Source organism: Aminobacter sp. J41 (assembly GCF_000526635.1).
GTDB lineage: Bacteria > Pseudomonadota > Alphaproteobacteria > Rhizobiales > Rhizobiaceae > Aerobium.
This window is the reverse complement of sequence record NZ_JAGL01000001.1, coordinates 59,183-84,111: the sequence shown is the minus strand read 5'-3', so window position 1 is coordinate 84,111 and position 24,929 is coordinate 59,183. Positions and strand designations below refer to the sequence as shown.

General features: G+C 65.1%; 21 protein-coding genes. 10 read left to right on the top strand and 11 right to left on the bottom strand.

The annotated features are described in order from the left end of the window. The first annotated feature begins 11 nt into the window (after positions 1–11). Genes L630_RS0100410 through L630_RS0100390 form a run of 5 tightly spaced genes read left to right on the top strand, consistent with a single transcriptional unit; the run spans position 12 to position 5,525 of the window. Positions 12–704 (top strand): CpaD family pilus assembly lipoprotein, encoded by a 693-nt coding sequence (locus L630_RS0100410; protein ID WP_024846311.1) that lies wholly within the window; start codon positions 12–14, stop codon positions 702–704. Between the two features lie 18 nt (positions 705–722). Continuing rightward, on the top strand, positions 723–1,991 hold the full coding sequence (locus tag L630_RS0100405) for a CpaE family protein (protein ID WP_024846310.1): 1,269 nt from the start codon (positions 723–725) through the stop codon (positions 1,989–1,991). Positions 1,992–2,018: 27 nt separating this feature from the next. Then, on the top strand, positions 2,019–3,518 hold the full coding sequence (locus tag L630_RS0100400) for a CpaF family protein (protein WP_024846309.1): 1,500 nt from the start codon (positions 2,019–2,021) through the stop codon (positions 3,516–3,518). After that, a complete protein-coding gene (locus tag L630_RS0100395) occupies positions 3,515–4,516 on the top strand; it encodes a type II secretion system F family protein (RefSeq protein WP_024846308.1) in 1,002 nt (333 codons plus the stop codon). The genes L630_RS0100400 and L630_RS0100395 overlap by 4 nt, the downstream gene beginning before the upstream one ends. A gap of 10 nt (positions 4,517–4,526) precedes the next feature. Continuing rightward, a complete protein-coding gene (locus L630_RS0100390; RefSeq protein ID WP_024846307.1) occupies positions 4,527–5,525 on the top strand; it encodes a type II secretion system F family protein in 999 nt (332 codons plus the stop codon). Positions 5,526–5,584: 59 nt separating this feature from the next. Here L630_RS0100390 and L630_RS0100385 read toward each other — a convergent pair whose 3' ends face one another. The 4 genes from L630_RS0100385 to miaB all read right to left on the bottom strand — a co-directional run bounded on the left by L630_RS0100385 (position 5,585) and on the right by miaB (position 9,659). After that, the gene (locus L630_RS0100385; protein ID WP_024846306.1) at positions 5,585–6,700 is read right to left on the bottom strand and encodes a hemolysin family protein; all 1,116 of its coding nucleotides are present in this window, start codon (positions 6,698–6,700) and stop codon (positions 5,585–5,587) included. 27 nt (positions 6,701–6,727) lie between these two features. Beyond that, entirely contained in the window at positions 6,728–7,192 is a 465-nt protein-coding gene (gene ybeY / locus L630_RS0100380) for an rRNA maturation RNase YbeY (RefSeq protein WP_024846305.1), read from the bottom strand. Continuing rightward, on the bottom strand, positions 7,189–8,184 hold the full coding sequence (locus tag L630_RS0100375) for a PhoH family protein (protein ID WP_051473055.1): 996 nt from the start codon (positions 8,182–8,184) through the stop codon (positions 7,189–7,191). The genes ybeY and L630_RS0100375 overlap by 4 nt, the downstream gene beginning before the upstream one ends. Positions 8,185–8,255: 71 nt before the next feature. Then, positions 8,256–9,659 (bottom strand): tRNA (N6-isopentenyl adenosine(37)-C2)-methylthiotransferase MiaB, encoded by a 1,404-nt coding sequence (miaB, locus tag L630_RS0100370; RefSeq protein WP_024846303.1) that lies wholly within the window; start codon positions 9,657–9,659, stop codon positions 8,256–8,258. Positions 9,660–9,731: 72 nt separating this feature from the next. Between miaB and L630_RS0100365 the strand changes: the two genes are divergently transcribed. After that, positions 9,732–11,759 (top strand): hydantoinase/oxoprolinase family protein, encoded by a 2,028-nt coding sequence (locus L630_RS0100365; RefSeq protein ID WP_024846302.1) that lies wholly within the window; start codon positions 9,732–9,734, stop codon positions 11,757–11,759. Between the two features lie 30 nt (positions 11,760–11,789). On the opposite strand, the gene L630_RS0100360 is transcribed toward L630_RS0100365, so the two are convergent. After that, positions 11,790–13,265: an alanine/glycine:cation symporter family protein gene (locus L630_RS0100360; RefSeq protein ID WP_024846301.1), complete on the bottom strand. Its 1,476-nt coding sequence runs from the start codon at positions 13,263–13,265 to the stop codon at positions 11,790–11,792. A gap of 247 nt (positions 13,266–13,512) precedes the next feature. On the opposite strand from L630_RS0100360, the gene L630_RS0100355 reads away from it, so the two are divergent. Both L630_RS0100355 and deoA read left to right on the top strand, forming a co-directional pair. Further along, entirely contained in the window at positions 13,513–15,690 is a 2,178-nt protein-coding gene (locus L630_RS0100355; protein WP_024846300.1) for a malate synthase G, read from the top strand. A 16-nt stretch (positions 15,691–15,706) separates the two neighbouring features. Then, the gene (gene deoA, locus L630_RS0100350; protein ID WP_024846299.1) at positions 15,707–17,023 is read left to right on the top strand and encodes a thymidine phosphorylase; all 1,317 of its coding nucleotides are present in this window, start codon (positions 15,707–15,709) and stop codon (positions 17,021–17,023) included. 325 nt (positions 17,024–17,348) lie between these two features. On the opposite strand, the gene coaBC is transcribed toward deoA, so the two are convergent. Genes coaBC through ubiE form a run of 5 tightly spaced genes read right to left on the bottom strand, consistent with a single transcriptional unit; the run spans position 17,349 to position 21,632 of the window. Continuing rightward, on the bottom strand, positions 17,349–18,569 hold the full coding sequence (gene coaBC / locus L630_RS20840; RefSeq protein WP_034329055.1) for a bifunctional phosphopantothenoylcysteine decarboxylase/phosphopantothenate--cysteine ligase CoaBC: 1,221 nt from the start codon (positions 18,567–18,569) through the stop codon (positions 17,349–17,351). Continuing rightward, positions 18,566–18,976: a type II toxin-antitoxin system VapC family toxin gene (locus tag L630_RS0100340; RefSeq protein ID WP_024846298.1), complete on the bottom strand. Its 411-nt coding sequence runs from the start codon at positions 18,974–18,976 to the stop codon at positions 18,566–18,568. The genes coaBC and L630_RS0100340 overlap by 4 nt, the downstream gene beginning before the upstream one ends. Beyond that, on the bottom strand, positions 18,973–19,215 hold the full coding sequence (locus L630_RS0100335) for a hypothetical protein (RefSeq protein WP_024846297.1): 243 nt from the start codon (positions 19,213–19,215) through the stop codon (positions 18,973–18,975). Before L630_RS0100335 ends, L630_RS0100340 begins: the two co-directional genes overlap by 4 nt. A gap of 49 nt (positions 19,216–19,264) precedes the next feature. Next, entirely contained in the window at positions 19,265–20,839 is a 1,575-nt protein-coding gene (gene ubiB, locus L630_RS0100330) for a 2-polyprenylphenol 6-hydroxylase (RefSeq protein WP_024846296.1), read from the bottom strand. A gap of 13 nt (positions 20,840–20,852) precedes the next feature. Beyond that, positions 20,853–21,632, bottom strand: a complete 780-nt coding sequence (gene ubiE, locus L630_RS0100325) for a bifunctional demethylmenaquinone methyltransferase/2-methoxy-6-polyprenyl-1,4-benzoquinol methylase UbiE (protein WP_024846295.1) — start codon at positions 21,630–21,632, stop codon at positions 20,853–20,855. 114 nt (positions 21,633–21,746) lie between these two features. On the opposite strand from ubiE, the gene L630_RS0100320 reads away from it, so the two are divergent. Then, a complete protein-coding gene (locus L630_RS0100320; RefSeq protein ID WP_024846294.1) occupies positions 21,747–22,727 on the top strand; it encodes an adenosine deaminase in 981 nt (326 codons plus the stop codon). A gap of 88 nt (positions 22,728–22,815) precedes the next feature. Next, positions 22,816–23,445 carry a uracil phosphoribosyltransferase gene (gene upp / locus L630_RS0100315; protein WP_024846293.1) on the top strand — a complete coding sequence of 210 codons (630 nt, stop codon included), beginning with the start codon at positions 22,816–22,818 and terminating at the stop codon, positions 23,443–23,445. Between the two features lie 318 nt (positions 23,446–23,763). Here upp and L630_RS0100310 read toward each other — a convergent pair whose 3' ends face one another. Continuing rightward, on the bottom strand, positions 23,764–24,873 hold the full coding sequence (locus L630_RS0100310) for a GGDEF domain-containing protein (protein ID WP_024846292.1): 1,110 nt from the start codon (positions 24,871–24,873) through the stop codon (positions 23,764–23,766). Between the last annotated feature and the right edge of the window lie 56 nt (positions 24,874–24,929).

The following is a 24,929-nucleotide window of genomic DNA, read 5'->3' as shown; positions in this document are numbered from 1 at the left end:
GGGACGGACAGATGTCTGAAGGGGCTTTCACGACAGCACTGCGCATCAAGCGCGTGTCGGCACTTGCCGCTATCGCGGCCGCCGCTCTGGTGGTGGGCTGCGCCAACCGCGACAGCATCACCGTCGGCTCGGTGCCGGACGACTACCGCACCAACCACCCGATCGTGATCGGTGAGCGCGACAAGAAGGTCGATATTCCGGTGGGCAGCATGGATCGCGGTCTCACCCGCGTGCAGAGCACGATCGTCGACGGCTTCATCGCTGGCTACGACCGCAAGGCCGCACCGGCAGTGTCGGTGATGGTGCCGCACGGATCGGGCAACCAGGCAGCAGCCCGTCTCGTCGCCGAGGGCATTGTCAAGCGCCTGCGCAAGCGCGGCGTGCCGGAGGGCCACATCGTCCACCAGCCCTATGATGCTTCGCAATACGGCGCATCGGCACCGATCCGGCTCGTTTACTCCGAGATGGCGGCATCGACCGGCCCGTGCGGCCGCTGGCCAAAGGACCTGATGGACACTTCCGACAACAAGCACTGGGCGAATTTCGGCTGCTCCTACCAGAACAACCTGGCAGCGCAGATCGCCAATCCGGCCGACCTTCTCGGGCCGCGCCAGCCCGGCGAGATCGATGCGGCCCGCCGCGGTGTCACGATCGACGATTATCGTGACCGGCTGTCGGGCTGGGACTCCGAAGTCGAATACTGACGGTAGTGGGGGGCAGCGATGAACAGTCTAGCCTTTGACGTGAAGGGCGCACGCGAGGAAAACTCGGCGGCTCTGAACGACCTGCGGCCAATTCCGCGCATTTCGATCCAGGCGTTCTGCGAGACGGAAGGCGTGGCGGCACCGATCGAGCGCGCCGCACTCGACCGGCGCATGGCAAAGGCGCACCTCAAGGTGCACATGGGCGGCATCGCCACCGCCATCGAGTTCTACCAGCACGCGCAGACGCCGAACCTGATCATCATCGAGTCTCGCGAGGAGCCGCGGCAGCTGCTGGCATCCCTCGGCCAGCTCGCCGAGGTGTGCGATGCCTCGACCCGGGTGATCGTCATCGGCCACTACAACGACGTGTGGCTCTACCGCGAACTGATCCGCTTCGGCATCTCGGAATATGTCGTCGCGCCGATCACGCTGGTCGACATCCTCTCGGTCATTTCCGGCATCTTCGTCGGCCCGGACGCGGATCCCATCGGCAAGGCGATCGCCTTCGTCGGCGCCAAGGGCGGCGTCGGGTCCTCGACGATCGCCCACAATGTCGGCTGGGCAATGTCGTCGCTGTTCACCTCCGAGGTGATCGTCGCCGACCTCGACCTGGCCTTCGGCACCGCCAACATCAATTTCGACCAGGACCCGGCTCAGGGCATCGCGGAGGCGGTGTTCTCGCCGGAGCGGATCGACGAGATGTATCTCGACCGCCTGCTCGCGCAGTGCGCCGAGCACCTGTCGCTGCTGGCGGCACCTTCGATGCTCGACCGCACCTACGACTTCGACGCGGACGCCTTCACCCCGATCATCGAGGTGGCGCAGCGTTCGGCGCCGCTGCTGGTTCTCGACGTGCCGCACATCTGGAGCAACTGGTCGAAGACGGTGCTGGCTCAGGCTGACGAGATCGTCATCACGGCAACGCCCGAACTCGCCAACCTGCGCAACGCCAAGAACCTGGTTGATACGCTGAAGAAGATGCGGCCGAACGACATGCCGCCGAAGCTGATCATCAACCAGGCGGGCGTGCCCAAGCGGCCGGAAATCTCGCCGGAAGACTTCGCCGATCCGCTCGGCATCGAGCCGATGGCGATCATTCCCTTCGATCCGGCATTTTTCGGCTCGGCGGCCAACAACGGCCGCATGCTGGGCGAGATGGATGCGAACCACGCCATCGTGAAGACGGTGAACGAGATCGCGCACGTGCTCACCGGGCGTGCGGAGGTGAAGGCGAAGAAGAAGTCGGGCCTTGGGGACATCATCAGCCGGCTTCGGATCAAGAAGTAAACCCAGTACGGACGAGCGGTCACTCAGATGTTTGGCAGAAGAGGCAACGACAGGGGAATGCGCGAGACGCCGGAACTCCGGCCCGCGCCAGCGCCGAGCGCACCCGGCGTGCCGGTTCTCGACGAGGTTGCGGTCAGGCCGCGCCCGGCGATCGACGCGCCGATGGGAGGCATGTCACAGCGCCTGGCCGATTTTGCACCGCCCATTTCCTCAGAGGTGCCGAAGGCCCTGAAGCGCGAGCGCAGCGACAGCTACTACGACACCAAGAGCCAGGTCTTCACGGCGCTGATCGACACGATCGACCTGTCGCAGCTTGCGAAGCTCGAACCCGACGCGGCGCGCGAGGAAATCCGCGACATCGTCAACGACATCATCGCGATCAAGAATTTCGCGATGTCCATCTCCGAGCAAGAGGAGCTGCTCGAGGACATCTGCAACGACGTCCTCGGCTACGGCCCGCTCGAGCCGCTGCTGGCGCGCGACGACATCGCCGACATCATGGTGAACGGCTCGAAAGAGGTTTACATCGAAGTCGGCGGCAAGGTCGAAAAGACCAGCATCCGCTTCCGCGACAACCAGCAACTCCTGAACATCTGCCAGCGCATCGTCAGCCAGGTTGGCCGCCGCGTCGATGAATCGAGCCCGATTTGCGACGCGCGCCTGCCCGACGGCTCGCGCGTCAACGTCATCGCCCCGCCGCTGTCGATCGACGGCGCGGCGCTGACGATCCGCAAGTTCAAGAAGGACAAGCTGACGCTCGACCAGCTGGTGCGGCTGGGCGCCATCACGCAGGAAGGTGCGGAGGTGCTCAAGATCATCGGCCGCGTCCGTTGCAACGTCATCATCTCGGGCGGTACCGGTTCGGGTAAGACGACGCTGCTGAACTGCCTGACCAACTACATCGACCGCGACGAGCGCATCATCACCTGCGAGGACTCGGCGGAACTGCAGCTGCAGCAGCCGCACGTGGTGCGCCTCGAAACCCGCCCGCCGAACCTCGAGGGCGAGGGCGAGGTCACCATGCGTGATCTGGTCAAGAACTGCCTGCGCATGCGCCCCGAACGTATCATCGTCGGCGAAGTGCGCGGACCGGAAGTGTTCGACCTGCTGCAGGCGATGAACACCGGTCACGACGGTTCGATGGGCACGATCCACGCCAACAGCCCGCGCGAATGCCTGAGCCGTATGGAATCGATGATCGCCATGGGCGGCTACACGCTGCCGCAGAAGACGGTTCGCGAGATCATCGTCGGTTCGGTCGACGTCATCATCCAGGCCGCGCGCCTGCGCGACGGCTCGCGCCGCATCACCCACGTCACCGAGGTGATCGGCATGGAAGGCGACGTCATCATCACGCAGGACCTGATCACCTACGATATCCAGGGCGAGGACGCACAGGGCCGCATCCTTGGCCAGCACATCTCGACCGGTGTCGGCCGCCCGGCCTTCTGGGACCGCGCGCGCTACTACGGCGAGGAAGCCCGTCTCGCCACCGCGCTCGAGGCGATGGAGAAGGGGGCACGATGAGCGGTACCTTGGTCTTCGTGGTTCTGGCGGCAATCAGCGCCGGCGCGCTCGCCTATGCCTTGCTGTTCAAGTCCGTCGAGAGCGAGCGCAAGGTTGGCCAGCGCCTGAACGCGATCAAGCGTGCGGAGACCGACGGCGCCTCGCTCAAGGCTTCGCGCGACCGCCTGGCGGAGGTCGCCCGGCGGCGCAAGTCGGTGCAGGATTCGCTCAAGGAACTGGAAGCGAAGGAAAAGAACCGCGACCAGAAGTCGAGGAAGCCGCCGCTGAAGGTCCAGCTCAAGCAGGCGGGCCTAGAACTGACGATTCAGCGGTTCTGGGTCTATTCGGTGATCTGCGGCGTTGCCTGCGCGTTCATTGCGCTCGTGATTGGTGCGCCGCTGCTGGTCGTTCCGGGCGCCTTCGTGGCCGGCATGTTCGGCCTGCCGCGCTGGATCGTTACCTTCATCCGCCGCCGCCGCGTCAACGCGTTCCTGGCGGAACTGCCGAACGCGCTCGACGTGATCGTGCGTGCAGTGAAATCGGGCCTGCCGCTCAACGACGCCGTCCGGCTGATCGCGGCCGAGGCGCCGGAGCCGGTGCGCACGGAATTCCGCCGCGTGGTGGAATCGCAGCAGCTTGGCCTGTCGCTGCCCGAGGCGGTTCTGCGCATGCCTGAAACCATGCCCTGCCCGGAGGCGAGCTTCTTCGGCATCGTCATCCAGATCCAGAGCCAGGCGGGCGGCAACCTCTCCGAGGCGCTTGGCAACCTGTCGAAGGTGCTGCGCGACCGCAAGAAGATGAAGGCGAAGATCCAGGCGCTGTCGATGGAAGCGAAGGCATCCGCCGTCATCATCGGCGCACTGCCGTTCATCGTCGCCTTCCTCGTCTACCTGTCGAGCCCGGGCTACATCATGCCGCTCTTCGTCCATCCGACGGGCCACTTCATCCTGGTCGTCTCCGGCCTCTGGATGTCCATGGGCATCTTCGTGATGAAGAAGATGATGAATTTCGAGATCTAGGGGGCTGCGCATGATCAAGCTGGTCGCCGATGCCGTAACCGATCCTTCCTTCGTGGCGGCGCTGGTCGTGTCGATCGCCGTGTTCGTCACGGTGATGACGCTGATGCCGTCGCTGAGCGGCGATCCGCTCAAGGCGCGCATGAAGGCAGTGGCGATCGAGCGCGACGAGCTGCGCGCGCAGCAGCGTGCACGCCTCGCGGCAGAGGCCGATCGGCGCCGCCGCGGCCTGCGCGAGGAGGCAACGCCGGCCGGCATGCGCAAGCTGGTGGAACGCTTGGATCTCAAGCGCGCACTCGCCGACGAGAACACGGTCAACAAGTTGAAGGTCGCGGGCTTCCGCGGCCAGAACCCGCTGACCTACTTCCTGTTCTTCCGGCTGGTGCTGCCGTTCGTCGGTTTCGCCCTTGGCCTGTTCTACATCTTCGTCATGGGCGGGCTGGCCGAGCAGCCGGTGTTCATGAAGCTGTTCGTCTGCGTCCTGCTGGCCTATGCGGGCTTCTATGCGCCGATCCTCTACGTCTCGAACCGTGCGCAGAAGCGCAAGCAGTCGATCCAGCGCGCCTGGCCGGATGCGCTCGACCTTCTGCTGATCTGTGTGGAATCTGGCATGTCGGTTGAGGCGGCGTTCCGCCGCGTCGCCGATGAGATCGGCGCGCAGTCGGTGGAACTGGCAGAAGAATTCGTGCTGACCAATGCCGAGCTGTCGTTCCTGCAGGAGCGCCGCCAGGCCTACGAAAACCTTGCCGCACGCACGGGCCTCGAGACGGTGAAGAGCGTGACGCAGGCGCTCACACAGGCAGAACGATACGGTACGCCCGTTGCGCACGCGCTGCGCGTGCTCGCCGCCGAAAGCCGCGACATGCGCATGAACGAGGCCGAGAAGAAAGCCGCGGCACTGCCGCCGAAGCTGACAGTGCCGATGATCCTGTTCTTTCTGCCGGTGCTGTTTGCCGTGATCCTCGGTCCGGCCGGTATTCAGGTGGCCGAACGCGGGATCTTTCCGAACTAAGTCTTTGCTTTAGCGCATTTCCGGACGGAAAACCGGTTTCCACTTTTCCTGGAATTGCGCTAATTCGAAGCCGCTTCCGGCTGGCTAGCGAGCGCATCAGTAGCGCCCTGTTCCTCACGCGCTGCGGATTTTGCAGCGGCGCGGCGGCGTTCTGCCGCCACCCTCGTCTGGACGATGCGCACGCGCTTGACGCGGCGCGGGTCCGCATCGAGAACGTGGAACTCGAAGCCCGGGATCGCACGGACGACTTCGCCACGGGCCGGAACACGGCCCAGCGTGTTGAAGATCATGCCGCCGATCGTGTCGACGTCCTCGGCATGTTCGCCCGCCTTGAAGGCGTCGCCAATTACTTCCGCGACTTCCTCGATCTCCGCCTTCGCATCGACCAGGAACACGCCTTCGGACGCGCGGACGATCATCGGTTCGTCATCGTCGTGCTCGTCTTCGATGTCGCCAACGACCATCTCGACCACGTCCTCCAGCGAGACGAGGCCGTCGGTGCCGCCATATTCGTCGATCACCAGCGCCATCTGGATGCGCTCGGCCTGCATGCGCGCCATCAGGTCTGATGCAAGCATGGACGGCGGCACGAACAGCACCGGACGAATGATGTTCGCCTCTTCGACCGTCTGCGACAGGTCGACATTGGCAAGGTCGAGCGAACCGCTGCTGTGGCCGTTCTTGCGGCCGCGGCGCTTCTGCTTCGCCAGGCGGGTGACATGGCCGACGACGTCGCGGATATGAACCATACCGCGCGGGTCATCGAGGTTCTCGTGGTAGACCGGCATACGCGAGCGGCCGGACTCCTCGAACAGCATCAGCAGATCACCGAGCTTGGTCGAGAGGTCGATCGCCTCGATGTCGGCGCGCGGCACCATGACGTCCTCGACGCGCAGTTCGCGCAGCCGCAGGATGTTGTTGAGCATCGCGCGTTCGGCCGGCGAGAAGGTCGATCCCGTGTCCTCCGTGGCGTCGTCGGAAAGGGCGTCAGCCAGGTCTTCACGCAGATTCGAGCCGTTCCGATGCCGGAATCGTCCGAACAGACGGTCTATGATGGATGGTATCGCGCCGGTTCGCCCGGCGGATGTACTGTGGGCTTCGCCAGATTGTTCGGCGCCCTGCTGGCCGCCATTACCCTGCTCTGCAGGGGCGGCCTTCTGTGCGTTCTCGTTCATCGCTTCCAGATCGTTGGACGATTCCAGTTACTCATATGGATCGGGAATATCAAGTCTGGCAAGGATACGGCGCTCAAGCGCCTCCATCTCCTCGGCCTCTTCCTCGTCCTCGTGATCGTATCCTAGCAGGTGCAGCTGTCCGTGTACGATCAGATGCGTGAGATGGTGATCGAACGGCTTTTTTTCCAGAGTGGCCTCGGATTCGACCGTCTCGTAGGCGATGACGATGTCGCCCATCATGGGCGACAGCGGGTCGCCCGGAGCGGTGTCAAATGCCGGAAACGACAGCACATTTGTCGGCTTGTCCTTGCCGCGCCATTCGCGGTTGAGGACCTGGATGTGCGCATCGTCGGTGAACAGCAGCGAAAGCTCGCTGTCGCCTTCGAGGCCAAGCTCGGCGAGGCACGCGTCAACGGCAGTGTTCACAATCGCGTGAAGAGTCTCCTCCGGAGCCCAGCTGCCGGCCTCGACGGTGATGTCAATGTCGATCAAATGTCTTCGCGTCCCTTCGGCCCGGCGCCCGCGCCGTGCCGGTCATAAGCCTTGACGATCTCGGCGACCAGGTGATGGCGCACGACGTCGACGTCGCTGAATCGGACCGTCACGATACCCGGCACGCCGTCCAGCACCTGCAGCGCCTCGACCAGGCCCGAACGGGTGTTCGGCGGCAGGTCGATTTGCGAGGGATCGCCGGTGACGATCATGCGGCTGCCTTCGCCGAGACGCGTCAGGAACATCTTCATCTGCATCGATGTGGTGTTCTGCGCCTCGTCGAGGATCACGGCGGCATTGCGCAGCGTGCGGCCGCGCATGAAGGCGAGCGGGGCGATCTCGATGACCTCGGCGGCAATCGCGCGTTCGACCTTGTCGGCCGGGATCATGTCGTAGAGCGCGTCGTAGAGCGGGCGAAGATAGGGGTCGACCTTCTCCTTCATGTCGCCCGGCAGGAAGCCGAGGCGCTCGCCGGCCTCGACGGCGGGGCGCGAGAGGATGATGCGCTCAACCAGGCCGCGCTCGAGCAGCATCGCCGCGTGCGCGACGGCGAGGTAGGTCTTGCCGGTACCGGCCGGGCCGATGCCGAACACGAGCTCGGAGCGCTCCAGCGCGCGCATATACGCGTCCTGGTTGGCGGACCGCGCATAGATCGTGCGCTTTCGGGTCGATATCTGCGCGGCGTTCATCTTGCCCTTGCGTTCGAGTGTCGGCAGCGTCAGCTGGTCGTCGGTGGCGACTGCGATCCGCACCGCGCCGTCGACGTCCGACGGCGAGAGCTCGGCGCCTTTCTGCAGCAACTCGTAGAGATAATCGAGCGCACGGCGCGCATGTTCCGCCGCCGTTGGCTCGCCCTTGATGCTGAGCTGGTTGCCCTTGGAGCTGATTTCGATGCCGAGCTTCTGTTCCAGCCTTGCGAGGTTCTCGTCGAACTGCCCGTAGAGGGCACTCGCGAGTTTGTTGTTGTCGAAGGTCAGGACGATGTGCGCCATGTCAGATGCCCCGGAGGGCAGTGCTTTCAGGTCGGTGGCGGCGCTCAAATAACGTCTCTCCTCGGTAGGCCTCAGGCCGGGACGGCAAAGAGGCTGTTGGGACCCGCACTCGTGATTCGCACCTTGATAATGTCGCCGATTTGGGCCGCGTTTTCATCAACAATAACGGGCTGCAACCAAGGCGAGCGGCCCACAATCTGGCCGGGTTTGCGGCCCGGTTTCTCGATCAGGGCATCCATCTCGAGGCCGACGCGTGAGGCGGTGAAGGCGTGCTGCTGTTCCATCAAGAGGGCCTGCAGCCGCTGGAGCCGTTCGTCCTTGACGCTTTCCTCGACCTGAAACTTCATATCCGCGCCCGGCGTTCCCGGACGTTGCGAATATTTGAACGAGAAGGCCTGGGCGTAGTTCACCTCGCGGATGAGCTGCATGGTCGCCTCGAAGTCCTCGTCCGTCTCGCCGGGGAAGCCGACGATGAAGTCGCCGGACATGGCAATGTCCGGCCGCGCCTCGCGGATGCGCTCGATGAGGCGGATGTAGTCCTCGGCCTTGTGCTTGCGGTTCATCGCCTTGAGGATGCGGTCGGAGCCCGACTGCACCGGCAGGTGCAGATAGGGCATCAGCATCGGCAGGTCGCGATGGGCAGCAATCAGGTCCGCGTCCATGTCGCGCGGATGGCTGGTGGTGTAGCGCAGGCGCGCGATGCCGGGGATCTCGGCAAGGCGGAACAGGAGCTGCGCCAGTCCCCATTCCCTGCCGTCCGGGCCTTCGCCATGCCAGGCGTTGACGTTCTGACCAAGGAGCGTCACCTCGCGCACGCCGGCATCCGCAAGCCGCTCGGCCTCGGCAACGATCTGCGAGACCGGGCGCGAGATTTCCGAGCCGCGCGTATAGGGCACCACGCAGAAGGTGCAGAACTTGTCGCAGCCTTCCTGAACGGTGAGGAAAGCGGTGACGCCGCGGCTGCGCACGGCTGCCTTCTGCAGCTGCGGCAGGTGCTCGAACTTGTCCTCGATCGCGTATTCGGTTTCGACGACCTTCTCGCCGCCAAGCGCCTTCTTCACCACCTGCGGCAGGCGGTGGTAGGTCTGCGGGCCGACAACCAGGTCCACCACCGGCGAGCGGCGGATGATCTCGTCGCCTTCGGCCTGCGCGACGCAGCCGGTGACGCCGACGACCATGTCGCGGCCGGTGGCCTCGCGGCGCTCCGCCTTGAGCTTGTTGATGCGGCCGAGCTCCGAATAGACCTTCTCCGCCGCCCGTTCGCGGATGTGGCAGGTGTTCAAAAGGACGAGGTCGGCATCCTCGAGCGTCTCGGTCTGCGCATAGCCGTCCGCCGTCAGCGCATCGGTCATGCGCTGCGAGTCATAGACGTTCATCTGGCAACCATAGGTCTTGATGAAGACCTTCTTGGTCGGAGCGGCGATGACAGCCTCGCCACGTGGCTCTTCGCGGGTGATCGTGTCGTTCAGTTCCATGCCGCGTCTCTAACGCTTTTCGGTCGCAAATGACAGATGCTTTGGTGCGCGCCTTCGGCTAAAGCGGAGCACATGTCTGCTTCCGATAAGTCCTCTTCCAGCCTTTTTCTCGGCATCGATACCGGCGGTACATACACCGACGCGGTGCTGTGGGACGAGTCCGCGGGTCCCAGGGGCGAAGTGCTCGCCAAGGCAAAGTCGCTGACGACCCGCCACGACCTCGCCGAAGGCATTTCCGGCGCGGTGGACCGGGTGCTTGAAAAGGCGGCGGTGCCGGCCGCGAGCATCCGGCTGGTGTCGATGTCGACGACGCTCGCCACCAATGCGCTGGTGGAAGGGCAGGGCGGGCGCGTCGCGCTCGTTATGGTCGGCTTTTCCGAGGACGATCTTGATCGCGCAGGGCTGCGCGCGGCACTCGGCTCCGACCCGGTGATCTTCATTCCCGGCGGTCATGACGTGCACGGCAACGCGCAGCTGCTCGACACCTCGAAGCTGGAAGAAGCGCTGCCGGAACTTGGGACAAGCGTCACCGGCTTTGCCGTCTGTGCCTACTTTGCCGTGCGCAACCCGGCGCATGAGCTGGCAGTCTCCGAACTCATCCGCGAGCGCACCGGGCTCCCCGTGACGTCGAGCCACGAGCTGTCGGCCAAACTCGGCGGGCCGCGCCGTGCGCTGACGACGCTGCTCAATGCCCGGCTGATCTCGATGATCGACCGGCTGATCGCGGCGACTGAAGGTTTTCTCGCCGCGCGCGGGATTGCGGCGCCGCTGATGATGGTACGCGGCGATGGCGCGCTGGTGTCTGCCTCCTTTGCCCGGCGCCGACCGATCGAGACGATCTTGTCCGGCCCGGCCGCCAGCCTCGTCGGCGCGCGGCACCTCACCGGCCTCGACGATGCGGTTGTCTCCGACATCGGCGGCACGACGACCGACGTTGCGGTGCTCGACGGCGGCCGGCCGCGGCTTGACCCGGAGGGTGCCACCGTCGGCGGCTTCCGCACCATGGTCGAGGCGGTGGCGATGCACACTTTTGGCCTCGGCGGCGACTCCGAGGTTTCACTTGAGGACGGCGGCCTGCGTCCGCGCATCGTGCTGGGACCACGCCGACTGGTGCCGCTGTCGCTGGCGGCAAGCCGGCATGAAAGCGTCATCGAGGCGCTGGAGCGACAGGTTCGCGCGACGACGATGGGCCGGCTCGACGGCCGCTTTGCGCTGCGCACCGGCGTTCCCGACCGCCACGCGGCCGGGCTGACGCCGGCGGAGGAAAAGCTCTACGCGACGATCTCTGCGGACCCGCAGCCACTCGACCGGCTGCTGACCTCGAACGCGCAGGCAGCGACGCTCAACCGGCTGGTCGCGCGCGGGCTGGTGCACATTTCCGGCTTCACGCCCTCGGATGCGGCGCATGTGCTTGGACGCCAGTCAAACTGGAACGCGGAAGCCGCGCGGCTGGGCGCAACGCTGTTTGCCAAGCGCAAGGACGGGCGCGGTGAGCCGATCGCCTCGGCGCCGGAAGAGGTGTCGGAAATGGTGCTGGCGGCGCTGACTCGGCGCTCGGCCGAAGTCATTCTCGAGACGGCCTTTGCCGAGGACGGCTTCCACGGCTCGGATGCGGTCAACCACGAGCTGGTGCAGCGCGCGCTCGAACAGCGCCACGGCATCACGAAAATGACGCTTGCGCTCGACCGGCCGGTGATTGGCCTCGGCGCCTCCGCCCCGCTGCACTATGCGAAGCTTTCGGGCCTCGTCGGAAACGACTGCGTGGTGCCGGAAGACACCGACGTCGCCAATGCGCTGGGCGCTGTGGTCGGGCAGGTGAGGGTGTCTGCGGAAATCCAGATCAGCCAGCCGCAAGCCGGCATCTTCCGCGTGTCGTCGTCCGAGGGGCCGATTGATTTCGGCGACGAGGAAAGGGCGATGGAGGAAGCGACGCGTCTGGTGCGCGATGCGGCTGCGCGCCGTGCCGAGCAGGCCGGGGCTGACGATGCCGAGATCGTGCTCGACCGCGACATCCGCACCGCTACCGTCGAGGGCCAGCGTACCTTCGTGGAAGCGGTGATTACCGCGACGGCTTCGGGCAGGCCGCGTATCGCGGCCTGACCAGTTTCGCGTGTCCGCCTGACCTCAGCGTCAGACGATGGCTTCGCCTTCGTGCCGCAAAGGCTTGGCGTAGGGCTGTGCCTCCTTGGCATAGGGCCATGCGGTTGGATCGATGTCGAGATCCCTGAAGTCGTCGGGGTTGAACACCGGCCGTGAGATACCGGCTGCCAGCTGCGCCCGGTAATCGTTGAGCACGCGCAGGGCGACGGGGAACAGCATCATGATGGCGACCAGATTGACCAGCGCGAGCAAGCCCATCAGCGGATCGGAGAAGAAGAACACCGAGGTTGCGCCCGGCGCGATCGCGCCGAGGAAGGCCATAGCGACCACGGCTATTCGCAGGATGTGCACGGCGACCGGATGCGTCGTCATCACCGACAGCGCCGTCTCGCCGAGATAGTAGTTGTAGATGATCGTCGAGAACGAGAAGAGCACGATCATGATGGTCAGGTAGTACAGCGACCAGGTGCCGAACTGGCTGGCCAGCGACTGCTGCGTCAGCACGATGCCGTCGATGCCTTCTGCCCCCGGCTGGTAGACCGGGCTGAGCAGGATGAGGAAGGCGGTGCAGGTGCAGATGACGATGGTGTCGATGAACACCGACAGCGACTGCGTGATGCCCTGGCTCATCGGGTGACGCACCAGCGCGGTGGCCGCCACGTTGGGTGCGGAGCCGAGACCCGCCTCGTTCGAGAACAGGCCGCGCCGCAGGCCTTGCGCGAGCGCCGCACCGACGCCGCCGCTGACGGCTTCCTCAAGACCGAACGCGTTGGCGACGATGCTCCACAGCACCCCCGGGAGTTCGGTGATGTTGACGATGATCGTGAGCAGCGCGAGCGCGATGTAGCCGAGCGCCATGATCGGGATGATGATGTCCGACGCCTTGGCGATACGCTTGATGCCGCCGTAGACAATGAAGGCGGTGATGATGACGAGCGCGATCGCCGGCCAGATCCGGTCGACGCCGAAGCCTTCATTGACTGCGCCGGCAAAGGTGTTGCCCTGGAACGCGTTGAAGCCGAAAGCAAAGGCGGCCATCAGGCAGATGGCGTAGAGGATGGCGAGCCACCGGTAGCGCTGGCCGATGCCGTGGATGATGTAGGAAGCCGGACCACCGCGATAGGTGCCGTCGCCGACGCTGCGCTTGTAGAGCTGCGCCAGCGTGCATTCGACGAGGCTCGTTGCCATGCCGACCAGCGCGATCGCCCACATCCAGAATACGGCGCCCGGACCGCCAAGCGTAATCGCCACCGCGACGCCGGCGATGTTGCCGCCGCCCACGCGACCGCCAACCGAAACGAGCAGTGCCTGACGTGCACTGACCGCGTTGGGGTCCGCGCCCTCGTCGTCCGACGTCAGGACCCGGAACATGCGGAAGAAGTATTCGAACTGGACGAAGCCGGTCATCGCCGTGATGAAGATGCCGAAGACCACGAGGATCGGAATAAGCGCCCATCCCCAGGTCAGGCTATCGAGAAGTGAGAAGAAGCCGGTGATCCATTCCATCTTGCGTCCCCTCTCAAGGGCTTGAAGTTGCTCTGGTCGGTCCCGTGCTCTGTCCCCCTTTTTAATTTGCCCCATCACGGCAGCCGATCGGACAGTATTTGTTCAATTCGCTTGCCGGTGCAACCAGCCGCTTCGCCTGGCCGAATTGCGCCCGGATCAGCAACAGTCTTTCAATACACACGCGAATTGACCCGCAGCCCCGGGCGTGGTGAAAGACCTGCGCAATTGACATCTATTGGAGGTAAGCATGTCGGATCGCGTCAACGCGCACGGTCTTCAAATCGCGGCGGAGTTGCACCGCTTTGTAGCGGAGGAGGCGCTTCCGGGGACCGGAGTAGAGGCAGACGCGTTCTGGGCAGGCTTTGCCGCCATCGCCAGCGAGCTGACGCCGAAAAACCGGGCGCTGCTGGCAAAGCGCGACGAGCTGCAGGCGAAGATCGACGACTGGCACCGCGCCAACGGCGCGCCGTCGGACATGGCCGCATACGAAGCGTTCCTGCGCGAGATCGGCTACCTGCTGCCGGAGGGCCCGGAGTTCACGGTCACGACCGAGAACGTCGATCCGGAGATCGCCGTCGTTGCCGGCCCGCAGCTGGTCGTGCCGGTGATGAATGCGCGCTATGCGCTCAACGCCGCCAATGCGCGCTGGGGCTCGCTCTATGACGCGCTCTACGGCACGGACGCCATTCCGGAAGATGGCGGCGCCGAGAAGGGCAAGGGCTACAACCCGGTGCGCGGCGAGAAAGTGATCGCCTGGGCCCGCAACTTCCTCGATGAAAGCGCGCCGCTTGATCGTGCGAGCTGGAAGGACGCGAAGTCGTTCGCGATTGCCGAAGGCCGTCTGGCGGTGACGCTCGAGGACGGCGCGATGACCGGCCTCACCGATGGCTCGCAGCTTGCGGGCTACCTTGGCGATGCGCTCGCGCCCACCTCGATCCTGCTGACGAAGAACGGCCTTCACCTCGAGATCGTCATCAACCGCGACAGCCCGATCGGCAAGACCGACAAGGCCGGCATTGCCGATGTCATCCTCGAGGCGGCGCTGACGACGATCCAGGACTGCGAGGACTCGGTCGCCGCCGTCGACGCCGAGGACAAGGTCGCCGTCTACCGCAACTGGCTTGGCCTGATGAAGGGCGACCTTGCCGAGGAAATCGAGAAGGGCGGCAAGACCTTTACCCGCAGGCTCAACCCGGATCGCGAATACACCGGCGTGGACGGCAAGAAGCTGGTGCTGCCAGGCCGCTCGCTGATGCTGGTGCGCAATGTCGGTCACCTGATGACCAACCCGGCGATCCTGCTGGCCGGCGGCTCCGAAATCCCGGAAGGCATCATGGATGCCGCGATCACCGCGCTGATCGCGCTGCATGACGTCGGCCCGAACGGCCGCCGCGCCAACAGCCGCGCCGGCTCGATGTATGTCGTGAAGCCGAAGATGCACGGCCCGGAGGAAGTCGCCTTCGCGGTCGACCTCTTCACCCGCGTCGAGAAGCTGGTCGGCATGGCGCCAAACACCATCAAGATGGGCATCATGGACGAGGAGCGCCGCACGACGGTGAACCTCAAGGAGTGCATCCGCGCCGCCAGGGAGCGCGTGGTGTTCATCAACACCGGCTTCCTCGACCGCACAGGCGACGAGATCCACACCTCGATGGAAGCCGGCCCGATGATCCGCAAGGGCGACATGAAGCAGGCCGCCTGGATCGGCGCCTACGAGCAGTGGAACGTCGACATCGGCCTCGAATGCGGCCTTTCCGGCCGCGCCCAGATCGGCAAGGGCATGTGGGCGATGCCCGACATGATGGCTGCGATGCTGGAGCAGAAGATCGCGCATCCCAAGGCTGGTGCCAACACCGCCTGGGTGCCGTCGCCGACGGCCGCCACCCTGCACGTGACCCACTACCACAAGGTCGACGTGCATGCGGTGCAGGAGAGCCTGCGCAATCGCGAGCGTGCGAAGCTGTCGGATATCCTGTCGGTTCCGGTTGCGACCCGTCCGAACTGGACGCCCGAGGAAATCCAGCGCGAGCTCGACAACAATGCGCAGGGCATTCTCGGCTATGTCGTGCGCTGGATCGACCAGGGCGTCGGCTGCTCCAAGGTGCCGGACATCAACGATGTCGGCCTGATGGAAGACCGCGCGACGCTTCGCATCTCGGCCCAGCACATGGCGAACTGGCTGCACCACGGCGTCGTTTCGCGCGATCAGGTAATGGAGACGATGAAGCGCATGGCGGCCGTCGTTGACCGGCAGAACGAGGGCGACCCGCTCTACCGGCCGATGGCGCCCGACTTCGAGAACTCGATTGCCTTCCTCGCCGCCTGCGACCTCGTCTTCAAGGGCCGCGAGCAGCCCTCGGGCTACACCGAGCCGGTGCTGCACGCACGGCGCCTCGAGCTGAAGGCGCGCGACCGGGCCGGCTGATCGAAAGGAAAGCCCCATGTTCCCGCAGGAGATCATTCGCAAGAAGCGTAATGGCGGGGACCTGAGCCGGGAAGAGATCGTCGCCTTCGTCGACGGTCTCGTCTCGGGGAGCTTTTCCGAAGGCCAGGTGGCGGCATTCGCCATGGCAGTCTTCTTCAACGGCATGAGCCGCGACGAGGCGGTGGCGCTGACGTTGGCGATGCGCGATTCCGGCTCCGTCCTCGACTGGTCGGACCTGCCGGGGCCCGTTACCGACAAGCATTCGACGGGAGGCGTTGGCGACAACGTCTCCCTTTTGCTTGCGCCGATCGTCGCCGCCTGCGGCGCCTATGTGCCGATGATTTCGGGGCGCGGTCTCGGCCACACCGGCGGCACGCTCGACAAGATGGACGCCATTCCGGGCTATGTGAGCCAGCCGGACAATGCGCTGTTCCGCAAGGTGGTGCGCCAGACGGGCTGCGCCATCATCGGCCAGACCGCCGATCTCGCGCCGGCCGACAAGCGCTTCTATGCCATCCGCGACGTGACGGCGACGGTCGAGTCTGTGCCGCTGATCACTGCCTCGATCCTGTCGAAGAAACTCGCCGCGGGGGTGCAATCGCTGGTGCTGGACGTCAAGGCCGGCAACGGCGCCTTCATGTCCTCCACGAAGGCGGCCTCGGCGCTGGCGCAGAGCCTCGTCGAGGTTTCGGACGGGGCGGGGCTGCCGGCAAGCGCGCTGATTACCGACATGAACCAGCCGCTGGCGAGCGCGGCCGGCAATGCGCTGGAGGTGGCGAATGCCGTCGAGATGCTGACCAGCCGCCGGCGCGACCCGCGCCTGCGCGAGGTGACGATCGGCCTCGCAGCCGAAATGCTGCTGGCCGCGGGAATTGCTCAGACGCATACGCAGGCCGAACGCCGCGCAAGCGATGCGCTGGAAAGCGGTCGAGCAGCCGACGTGTTCGGGCGGATGGTGGCAGCGCTTGGCGGGCCGGCGGATTTCGTCGAGCGCTATCAGGACTATCTGCCAAGGGCGCCGGTGGTGCGCGAGGTGAGGTCGGTCGCGTCCGGCTTCGTCACCGGCATCCGCTCGCGCGAGATCGGCATGGCGGTGGTGGGACTCGGCGGCGGCCGCACGAGGCCCGAGCAGGAGATCGACCATGCGGTCGGGATCTCCGACATTCTGCCGGTTGGCGCCGAGGTGCGCGCGGGCGACCGGCTCGCGCTGGTCCACGCGCGCAGAGAGGCTGAGGCGGATGAGGCGGCGGCCGCGCTCACTGCCGCCTATTCGATCGGCGAGGCCAGACCCCGCACACCGAAGGCGGTGTTGAGAAGGGTGAGGGCAGGGTAGGGACGGCGGAGGTAGCCGCCCGGTCTGCGGCGTCGGCCCATGCTTCGACGTTCAGGCATGGATCCTCGGGTCGAGCCCGAGGATGACGAAATTGAGAGGTATTCGTGTTGCCGGCAAAGTCACGGGACCGAAGCACCTCCGGCCGGCATCAGCGTCTCCGCATTGTTCTGCGGCGCTTTTCCCGTCGTCATCCTCGGGCTTGACCCGAGGATCCATGCCTGAACGTTTCAGGAAGGGGCGCGTCGTTGCCGCCTCCGCAGCCTGAGAATCCTCCCCCATTTATGGTGGAGGCGCGTTGTGGAGTGCGAGTTGCGAAAAAGACCAGTTACTGCAGCCTTCTCGCGATCATCTCCGCAAGGCGTGCGGCGGTTTCGTCCTTGGAAAGCTCGGGCCAGTCCTCGACGCCGTCTCGCGTCACGATCCGCACCGAATTGCGGTCGCCGCCCATTACGCCGCCGGGATTGATGCCGCTGTCGTGCGACACGTCGTTGGCGACGATCAGGTCCGCGCCCTTCTTGTCGAGCTTCTTGCGCGCGTTCTCTATGACGTTCTGCGTCTCTGCGGCAAAGCCGACGACAAGGGCAGGGCGCTGCGCGTGATGGCCGATGGTGGCCAAAATGTCAGGGTTTTCGACCATCTGCAGGGAAGGCGCGCCCTTGCCGGGCTCCTTCTTGATCTTCTGGCTGGCCTCGCCCTCCGTGCGCCAGTCGGCGACGGCGGCGACGAACACGCCGGCATCGGCCGGAAGCTCGGCTTCGACCGCTGCCAGCATCTGCCGCGCCGTCTCGACGCGATGAACGGAAACGCCCGCGGGATCGGGAATCGTCACCGGCCCGGATACGAGGCGCACGTCGGCGCCGAGTTTTGCGAGGGCTGCCGCCAGCGCGTGGCCCTGCTTGCCCGAGGAACGGTTGGCGATGTAGCGGACCGGATCGATCGGCTCATGCGTCGGGCCGGAGGTGACGATGATCTTCTTGCCCGCAAGCGGCTTCGGAGTGTCGTCGAGGAGAGCGGCAATCGCCGCGACGATGTCGAGTGGCTCGGCCATCCGGCCTTCGCCGGCCTCGCCGCTTTCGGCCATCTCGCCGCGCATCGGCCCGACGAAATGGATGCCGTCGCGCTGGAGCGTCTCGCGGTTGCGGCGCGTCGCAGGATGGTTCCACATCATCGGATTCATGGCTGGCGCAATCAGCACCGGCTTGTTGGTCGCCATCAGCACGGTCGAGGCAAGGTCGTCGGCATGGCCATGCGCCATCTTCGCCATCAGGTCGGCGGTTGCAGGCGCGACGACGAGAAGGTCGGCCTCGCGCGACAGGCGGATGTGGCCGACATCGTGCTCGTCCTGGCGGTCGAACAGTTCGGTGAAGACGTGATCGGTGGAAAGCGCCCCGACGGAGAGCGGGGTGATGAATTCCTGCGCGCCCTTCGTCATCACGCAGCGCACCGCCGCACCCCGTTCGCGCAGCCTGCGGATCAGGTCGAGGCACTTGTAGGCGGCAATGCCGCCGCCAATGATGAGCAGGATGCGCTTTTTAGAAAGGCTCATGGCCGCCTCAATGCGGGTTCGATGTCGGTGTGGGCGAAATCATCGCCCTTGAATAGCAGCAAAAGGTTTCGCGATTTCGCCAGCGCGTAGGAAAAGCAGTCACCCATGTTGAGCCTGGCCGGGTGACCGGAGCCTCGGCCATAGGTCGTGTACGCGCGTCGCGCGATAGCGAGTTGTTCGTCGTCAAAGGGCACGGACGTAAGGGCGAGAAGATCGAGGAGCGAAAGCAGTCGAGCGCTGCTATCGACGAAGCGGATACCGCGCGCGACACAGCTAAGCTCAAACAGGGTCGCAGAACTGATGAATACGGCATCGGCTTCATGGAAGGCCACCTTGAAACCGGCGGCCTCGGCCTCGTCGTTGAGCAATGCGATGATGGCGGAAGTGTCGGTGACGAACGAATTCACCGAAGGCCTTCTTCCCACATCTCGTCACTGACCTGCTTGAGGTCAAATGGCTCTACCGGCTTGCGTCCCAATGCGGACATGGCTTCGATCGATGGCTTGGGCCGCGCAGGCGCGGTCGCAGCCCCGCGCGCCAAAGCTTCGCGCGCCTCCTGTTCCATCGACACGCCGCGCTCGGCAGCCCGCTTGCGGATCGCCTGCTTCACTTGCTCCGGAACGTTCCTGATCGTCAGGGTTGCCATGTCTGCCTCCACTGCCAGCAAAATAGGTTTTGCTGTCATTGCAGTCAAATCACCCAATCTGCCAGCCTATCCAGGCAAGCAGCGCGGCGATGACCCAGAGGGCAATGCGGCCGGAGCGGGTGTGGCGGGCTTCGGCCTGACCGATCTTGCGGGCGGTTTCGTCGTCGAAGCGAAGGCCATTCTCGGCCATCGCGTCGATTTCGCGCGACAGCCGCTCGGTGCGGGCGGCGATTTCCGGCGCCTGCCGGGCAAGGGCGGCGGCGGCGTGCAGGCCGTCGCGCAAATCGTCGAGCATGCCCTTGGGGCCAAGATTGTCACGGATCCAGCTGCCGACGACGGGTTCCGCCGCGCGCCACATGTTGAAGGTGGGGTCGAGCGTGCGGGCAACGCCCTCAACGACGACCATGGTCTTCTGCAGCAGCACCAGCTCGGTGCGCGTTTCCATGTCGAAGAGCTCGGTCACCTCGAACAGCAACGTCAGCAGCCGCGCCATCGAAATGGTCTCGGCCGGCTGGCCGTGGATCGGCTCGCCGATCGCGCGGATCGCCTGCGCGAAGGCGTTGACGTCATGCGTGCGCGGCACATAGCCGGCTTCGAAGTGAACCTCGGCCACGCGCAGATAGTCGCGGGTGATGAAGCCGTAGAGGATCTCGGCGAGGAAGCGGCGCTCCTTCTTGCCAAGGCGGCCGGCAATGCCGAGATCGACGGCGACGATGGTGCCATCCGCCTCGACGAACAGGTTGCCCGGGTGCATATCCGCATGGAAGAAGCCGTCGCGCAGCGTGTGGCGCAGGAACGACTGGATCAGCGTGACTGCAAGCTTCGGCAGGTCGTGGCCGGCGGCGAGCAGGCCCTCGACGTCGTTCATCTTGACGCCGTCGATCCACTCCATGGTGATGACGTCGCGGCCGGTGCGCTCCCAGTCGACCCAGGGCACGCGGAAGCCGGGATCGCTCTTCGTGTTCTCGCCGAGTTCGGAGAGGGCCGCAGCCTCGAGGCGCAGATCCATCTCGATTTTGGTGGTCTGGGCGAGACCTCGCGTCACTTCAACGGGCTTTAGGCGGCGCATCGACGGCATGAACCGCTCCTGCATCCGCGCCGCGAGGAAGTAGCTTTCAAGGTCGGCGTAAAAGCGCTGGCGCACGCCCGGACGGGTCACCTTGACCGCGACCGGTACCTCGACGCCGTTGCGATTGACGCGTGCCGGGTGGACCTGCGCGATGGAGGCGGCTGCAATCGGCTCCTCGAAGGAGGTGAACAGCGCGTCGATAGGACGGCCCAGCGAGGCCTCGATTTCCTCGACGGCCTCCGCCATCGGGAACTTTTCCATCCTGTCCTGGAGGTTGGCGAGGTCGGCGGCAATTTCCGCGCCGACAACGTCCGGGCGCGTCGCCAGGAACTGGCCGAGCTTGACGTAGGACGGGCCGAGGCGGTCGATCGCGCGTGACAGCCTGAGCTCGCGCCGCTGGTATTTCGCGCCGCGCCGGGTCAGCAGGCGCGCGATGCGCCAGCCGAACTTCGGCATGCCGTAAAGCTGGTCGCCGGGCAGGGCGGCGATGACGCCTTCGCGGGTCATGATCCAGCCGGCGCGAACCAGCCGGAACCAGGCGGCGATGGTGCTCATCCGTTCTGCCGCCTCAAAGCTTCCAGCCCGAGTGGCAGGCGGCGATACCGCCCGAATAGTCGCGCCAGGTCACGCGCTCGAAGCCGGCGCGCTCGACCATGGTCGCAAAATTCTTCTGGTTCGGGAACTTGCGGATCGACTCGACAAGGTAGCGGTACGGCTCGCCGTCGCCGGTGACGGCGTCGCCGATGCGCGGGATCGCGTTGAACGACCAGGTGTCATAGAAGCGGTCGAGGAGCGGCGTGGTGACCTCGGAGAATTCCAGCACCATGATGCGCCCGCCGGGCTTGAGCACGCGGTAGGCTTCGCTCAGCGCCACGTCGATGCGCGGCACGTTGCGGATGCCGAAGGCGACCGTGTAGGCATCGAAGGTGTTGTCCTCGAACGGCAGTTCCTCCGCATTCGCCTCGACGAAGTCGACGTAAGACGAGAGCCCGCGCTTGTCGGCGCGGTCGCGGCCGACGGACAGCATCGAGCCGTTGATGTCGAGCACGGTGGCATGGGCATTGCGGTTCGATGCCTCGACGATGCGGAAGGCGATGTCGCCGGTGCCGCCGGCAACGTCGAGCACGCGCCAGTCGGGTCGGGTCTTCGGTGGATTGAGCCAGGTCACCATCGCGTCCTTCCAGACGCGGTGCATGCCTGCCGACATCAGGTCGTTCATCAGGTCATAGCGGTTTGCGACCTTGTGAAAGACCTCGTTGACGAGGCCCTGCTTCTCACCCTGGCCGACCTGGCGAAAGCCGTAGGCTGTTTCCATGCCGCCTGAAGCGGTCGTACGCTGTTCGGACATACGCGTCACCCGTTCGAATTTGCGCCGGACCATAGCCGATGATGCACCCGCGCGCTATTGTTGATCCCGCGATTAACGGCCGCGCCTCGCGTGCGGGAAATGCCGGAGAAGCGTATGGTGCTGAAGGCCGAGATCCACTGCCATATCGAGGGAGCCGCAGCTCCCGAACTCGTCATCGAGCAGGCACGAAAGTACAACCAGCCGACCGACGGCTTCATCCGCGACAACACCTTCGTCTGGCATGACTTCACGTCGTTCCTCGCGGCCTATGACTTCGCGGCTGACCTGTTTCGCACCGAAGAAGACTATGCCCGGCTCGCCGAGCATTATTTAAGCTCGCTGGCGCGTGATGGTTGCATCTACTCGGAAGTCTTCACCTCGCCCGATCATGCCCGGCGCGCGGGGCTTTCGCCGAAGGCCTATACGGATGCGCTGGGCGAGGGGATGCTACGCGCAAAGGCCAAGACCGGCATCGAAGGCCGCATGATCGTCACCGGCGTGCGCCATTTCGGCGTCGAATCGGTCGAGGCTGCGGCGCGCTTCGCGGCGACCTGCCGGCACCCGCTGGTGACTGGCTTCGGCATGGGAGGCGACGAGCGCTTTGGCGACACGGAAGACTATGTCCGCGCCTTCGAGATTGCCCGCGAGGCAGGCCTTGGCATCACCACCCATGCCGGCGAGTTCGGCGGCTGGGAGAGCGTGGCGGATGCCCTCAATCACCTGCGTCCGAGCCGGATCGGCCACGGCGTACGGGCGATCGAGAACCCGGACCTTGTCAAACGGATCGCCGACGAAGACATCGTGCTGGAGATCTGCCCGATCTCCAATATCGAGCTGAAGGTGTTTCCGTCCTTTGCCGAGCATCCGCTGCCAAAGTTTCTCGCCGCAGGCTGCAAGGTGACGCTCAACTCGGACGACCCGCCCTATTTCTGGACGTCGCTGAAGCGCGAATACGACGAGGCCGAAAGGCAGTTCGGCCTCACCGCGCGGCAGCTGCACAAGATCACCCGCACCGCGCTCGAAGCGGCATTCGTGGACCGCAAGACGCGCGCGCAACTGCTCGCCAAGCTCGACGCGGCGGCGCCGAGACGCTGACAAATCTGTGATTGCGGGCTTTGCCTCGGTATTCGCGCGGGGTAGGAGACGATAGATTGGTAGCAGTAACCGGTATGCGGAGAGACAGATGCAGGGCGTAACAGTCGTCGACCATCCACTTGTGCAGCACAAGCTGACCATCATGCGCGACAAGGATACGTCGACGGCGAGTTTCCGCCGCCTCCTGCGCGAGATCTCGCTTCTGCTGTGCTACGAGGTCACTCGCGACCTCGAACTCACCACCCGCACCATCGAAACGCCCCTGGTGACGATGGAAGCACCGACGCTCGAGGGCAAGAAGCTGGTGTTCGCCTCGGTGCTGCGCGCCGGCAACGGCCTGCTCGACGGCATGCTTGACCTGGTGCCGGCTGCGCGCGTCGCCCATATCGGCCTGTACCGCGACCACGAGACCCTGCAGGCGGTGGAATATTTCTTCAAGGCGCCGAGCAATCTTGAGGATCGCCTCGTGATCGTCGTCGACCCGATGCTGGCGACCGCCAATTCGGCAATCGCGGCGGTCGAGAAGCTGAAGGAACGCGGCGCAACCAACATCCGCTTCCTCTGCCTGCTGGCGGCCCCCGAGGGCATCGAGCGCTTCACCACGGCCCATCCCGACGTTCCGGTATTCACCGCCTCGATCGACGAGAAGCTGAACGAAAAGGGCTACATTGTCCCCGGCCTCGGCGACGCCGGCGACCGGATGTACGGGACGAAGTAGGGAGTAGGGGCTTAAGGGCTTAGGGGCGTAGGGAGCTAGGGGACTTAGGGTGGCGGCGCCTGCTCTTTGATCTGCACCGCTGGCGTGACGGAACGTTCCGGCATGGATCCCCTGCTCGCGCCCGCTTCGCGGGCTTGGCGGGGATGACGAAGTGGGACGCGGCAATGCCCGCGCGAAGCCCTTTGCCCCTCGTCATCCTTGGGCAAACGGAGCGCAGCGGAGTGCGACCCAAGGATCCATGCCTGAACGCTGACGCCCCACCGGCGGTCCCGTCCGCTCAATGACGTTTGACCGGCGCCAGCCCGCCTGGTGCCCCGCCTAATCCCGGCGATACAGCAGCCAGTTCTTCATCAGGCCGCCTTCCTCGAGATGGGAGGCGCGGGTGACGCGGTTGCGGCCGGCAGCCTTGGAAGCATAGAGCGCGCGGTCGGCGCGGCAGTAGAGATCGTCCGGGCCCTGCGCCTGCGCAGCCATGCAGAGGCCGACTGAGACCGTGATCGGTCCGTAGTTGGTACCGTTGGAAAAGTTCAGGAACGGCGCGGTGCTGACTGCGTTGCGGATCTCTTCCGCGACTTGTGCCGTCTTGTCCTCGTTGAAGCCGTGCAGGATGACCGCGAACTCCTCGCCGCCGGTGCGGGCGACGAAGGCGCTTTCCATCGTGGCCGAGCGGATGATGTTGGCGACCAGCTGGATGATGCGGTCACCCACCGGGTGGCCGAAGCGATCGTTGATCTGCTTGAAGCGGTCGATGTCGATCAGGATCAGCGAGCCGAACATCGGCCCGCGCGCATCGTCGTAAATTGCGGTGAGCGTCCTGTCGAAGGCGCGGCGGTTGTAAAGCTGCGTTAGCGAGTCAGTCTCCGCGAGGCGCTTGTACTCCTCGAGGGTGGTCTTCATTTCCTGCAGCTCGTTCGACTTGTCGCTGATCGTCGAGGTGAGATGGCGGCGGTTGTCGAGGGACGATTTCGTTGCGGTCGCGGTGACGGTGATGATCCGCTCCAGGAACTCGCGGTTGAGCGGCGGGCGGGCGCTGAGGCCCGTCGAGGCCTCGCCAAGGATCTTGCCGTAGGTCTCCATCGACGCTCGGTCCTTCTTGAGAAGGGCCAGGATCTCCGACAGCTTTTCCATGATGCTGTCGCGGGCCTCGGAGATCAGCCAGGAATCATTGCGCGGAAGGAACTTGCGCGCGATCTCGTCGAGATCCTTCTGCGACGGGCGCGAACCCAGCGCCGAGAGGGCGTCGGACAGCTCCTTGTTGCCGCTGGTGATGGCCTCGTAGAAGAGCTCGTAGTTGCGCGGCAGGCCGGCGACGGCCAGCTGGCGCATGGTGTAAACGACGGTAGCTGCGGGGTCCTTGCGCCCACCCGCGGTGTCGTTGGCGCGCGGCGCTGCCTGTGCCGGCTGTGATGCCTGTTTCCCCGTACCCAAAGTCGCTACCCCCTCGCGCACTTTATGCCCAGGCAATCCAGCAGACGGTCATCTCG